The following is a 3,261-nucleotide window of genomic DNA, read 5'->3' as shown; positions in this document are numbered from 1 at the left end:
ACGTGTACTCCAATTCGTGTATCTTGAATGTCGTGATAAACCAATGCGGTTGATTTAAAGTCTTCTAAAAACAGGTTTGGGTATTCGTGGAGCGTTAAATCGCCGTCTCTACAAGAGATTTTTGTCTCAAACTGAACTGTAATGTGATATAATCTTTCCAACTAATTTAGGTCTAGGTTATGAGTCCTTTGACATTAAAACTAGACACCGTTCACTTTAGTGACGAACAATTTTATCACTTATGTCAAAATAACCGCGAATTGAAATTTGAACGCACTGCCAAGGGAGAATTAATCATCATGTCCCCCGTTGGAGGTGAAAGCGGCAATCGAGAAGCAGATTTAATTATCGATCTGGGAATCTGGAATCGGCAAACTAGCCTGGGTTATACTTTCAGTTCTTCTACTATATTCAAATTACCTAATGGTGCTGACCGTTCCCCAGATGCCGCTTGGATTCAACGAGAACGTTGGCAAGCACTTACACCTGAACAAAGACGGAAATTTCCCCCCATTGCACCCGATTTTGTCATTGAATTAAGGTCAGCAACAGATGATTTGGAAATGTTGCGTTCTAAAATGCACGAATATATAGGTGCAGGGGTGCAATTGGCGTGGTTGATAAATCCCCAACAGCAGCAAGTGGAAATTTATCGCCAAAACCAAGATGCGGAAGTGCGAAATCTGCCGACACAATTATCGGGTGAAAATGTATTACCAGGATTTAGCTTGAGTCTATCGTGTTATTAAGATTTGCAAGTGCTGCTAAATCTCCATTATCTGCCCATACTTTACATCGCAGTAAAAAATACTCTATAAGTCTGCGTAGGTACGCTTCATTTTTTGTCGTATGTGACTGCAATTTCAATCGTCAGGGTATCTTACAGCAGCTAAGATAGCTTAAAAGAAATCACGGCATCTTTAGGAGAAACTACCTTGGCAGATGTAATTTATCAAGCACAAGCACCCTTAGAATTTATTCCTCCGGCGTTTAACCCCTTATTTCTACGATTCGTCCATCTGTTGCTACCCAGTTGGATAAACTGGCAAACATCTATTACCCAAATTGAAGCAGACAACGTAGAGGTACTGGTGGATCTCTATCGGCAATTTCAGGAGGGTAAGATCCGTTTTATGCTGGCATTTCGCCATCCGAAAACAGACGATCCGTTTTGTTTGGCTTACTTGTTATCTCAACTTGTACCAAAGGTAGCGCGATCGCAAGGTACAACACTACAACATCCCATTCACGCTCATTTTATCTACGATCGCGGCATTCCTCTCTGGGCAGGTTCCCACGTTGGCTGGATTGCTTCTCATTTAGGTGGGACTCCAATTCAGCGGGGTAAAGCTGACTGGACGGGGTTACGTTCGGCGCGTGACTTATTTGCTAATGGGAAATTTCCGATGGCTGCTGCGCCAGAGGGTGCAACCAATGGTTTATCGGAGAATATTAGCCCCCTGGAACCTGGTATTGCCCAATTGGGCTTTTGGTGTGCTGAAGATTTGCACAAAGCTGAACGCCCCGAACAGGTTCTAATTGTACCAGTTGGGATTAAATATAGTTACGTTGATGCTCCTTGGGATGCGATCGCGAATCTTTTAAGTGAATTGGAAGCGGCTAGTGGTTTACCTGTAAATTCAGCAGAAAATGCTTCTATAGAGTCGCTTTATCCCCGGTTGTTGGCTTTGGCAGAACATTTACTTTTGCTAATGGAAGAATTTTACACGCGGTTTTATCATCAAAAATTGCCAGATGCGAAGATTGTCAACGGGCAAATTCCCGATAGAAACGAAGCGTTAGCAGTTCGTCTACAAGCGTTGTTGAATGCAGCGTTGTTAATCTCAGAACAGTATTTTAATTTGCAGTCAAAAGGTAGTTTGAGCGATCGTTGCCGGCGAGTAGAACAAGCAGGTTGGAATTATATATTTAGAGAAGAATTTAAGGATGTAAAAGGAATATCTGCGGTTGAAAGAGCTTTAGGCGATCGCGTTGCAGAAGAAGCCAATGCCCGGATGTGGCACATGCGTTTAGTAGAAAGTTTCGTGGCTGTTTCTGGTAATTATATTCGTGAAAATCCAACGGTAGAAAGGTTTGCTGAAACAACTTTAATTTTATGGCAAATGATTGCTAAAATCAAAGGAAATAAATCTGCACAGCGTCCGCAATTGGGTAAGCAAAAAGTTAAAATAACTGTGGGTGAACCCATATCAATTTCTGAGCGTTACCCAGCTTATAAGGAAAATCGGTTAGGTGCTAGACAAGCTGTTGCTGATGTGACAAACGATTTGCAACACGCGCTGGAAGGATTGATTTGAAAAATAAGATTAGGAGTTAATTGTGAACAATATTACTATATCTAACCTTGATGATGACATCAAGTATCGTCTACAAAAACGAGCCGAAAAACATGGTCGTTCCCTTGAAGAAGAAGCCAGAGAAATTATTCGTATGGCTCTAACAGAAAATCAGGAACATTCCTTAAACTTAGCTAATATACTTGAGGAACGTTTTGCGAATTTGGAGAACTTTGAATTACCGGAAATTCCTAGAGAACCTATTCGCACCGTATCAACATTTGAAGAATGATTATTCTTGATACAAACGTTTTATCAGAATTAATGAAGCCTAAAAAATCTGAAATAGTTCGTAGTTGAGCTGCTCAACAATCGTTAATGAGTCTGTTTACCACAACAATCACTCAAGCAGAAATTCTCTACGGTATCGCCTTACTCCCTGCGGGAAAACGGCGAGATGAACTTAGAGGATGTTTTAAAAGTGGGGGGCAATTGTAAGAAAGCTCACAAGGCTTAAGCTGAAATTATAAGCATCAGCACCTTGTGAGCAAATGACTAAAGCATATCGTAGTAACCTGAGTTGGGAACAGTGGGAATTGATTGAAAAAGAGTTTCCCTTACCGAAAGCAGGGGGTCGGCCTCGTAGGATAGCTATATACACCGTTGTCAATGCTATTCTCTACGTACTTTGTGAAGGATGTACTTGGAGAGGATTACCAGGGGATTTTCCTGCATGGTCTACTGTTTATGGTTATTTTTGGAGATGGAGCCAAGATGGAACTTGGTTAAAAATTCACGACAAATTATACCAATGGACTCGCGTGGCAGCAGGACGTGAACCTAGCCCGTCAGAAGCAGCAGTCGATAGTCAATCGGTGGAAACAGCAACCATGATATCCCAAGAGGTAGGTTATGATGCAGGCAAAAAAATACACGGTCGGAAACGACATCTGAGTGTAGATTT

General features: G+C 41.6%; 4 protein-coding genes and 1 pseudogene. All 5 read left to right on the top strand.

All coding sequences use genetic code 11. The annotated features are described in order from the left end of the window. Positions 1-179: 179 nt before the first annotated feature. Positions 180-749, top strand: coding sequence for a Uma2 family endonuclease (locus tag RRG12_RS42120; RefSeq protein WP_069070433.1), 570 nt, complete (start codon positions 180-182; stop codon positions 747-749). 186 nt (positions 750-935) lie between these two features. After that, entirely contained in the window at positions 936-2,318 is a 1,383-nt protein-coding gene (locus tag RRG12_RS42115; RefSeq protein ID WP_420760819.1) for a 1-acyl-sn-glycerol-3-phosphate acyltransferase, read from the top strand. Positions 2,319-2,340: 22 nt separating this feature from the next. Further along, the gene (locus RRG12_RS42110; RefSeq protein ID WP_420760820.1) at positions 2,341-2,589 is read left to right on the top strand and encodes a FitA-like ribbon-helix-helix domain-containing protein; all 249 of its coding nucleotides are present in this window, start codon (positions 2,341-2,343) and stop codon (positions 2,587-2,589) included. Next, a pseudogene (locus RRG12_RS42105) lies at positions 2,586-2,762 on the top strand (VapC toxin family PIN domain ribonuclease); the annotation flags it as partial. The gene RRG12_RS42110 and the pseudogene RRG12_RS42105, both read left to right, overlap by 4 nt. Before the next feature lie 86 nt (positions 2,763-2,848). Next, positions 2,849-3,261 (top strand): transposase (locus RRG12_RS42100; protein ID WP_420763224.1); only part of this gene is annotated, 413 nt, incomplete at its 3' end.

The organism is Nostoc sp. CALU 546 (assembly GCF_048836525.1).
This window is presented reverse-complemented; position numbering and strand designations above follow the sequence as displayed.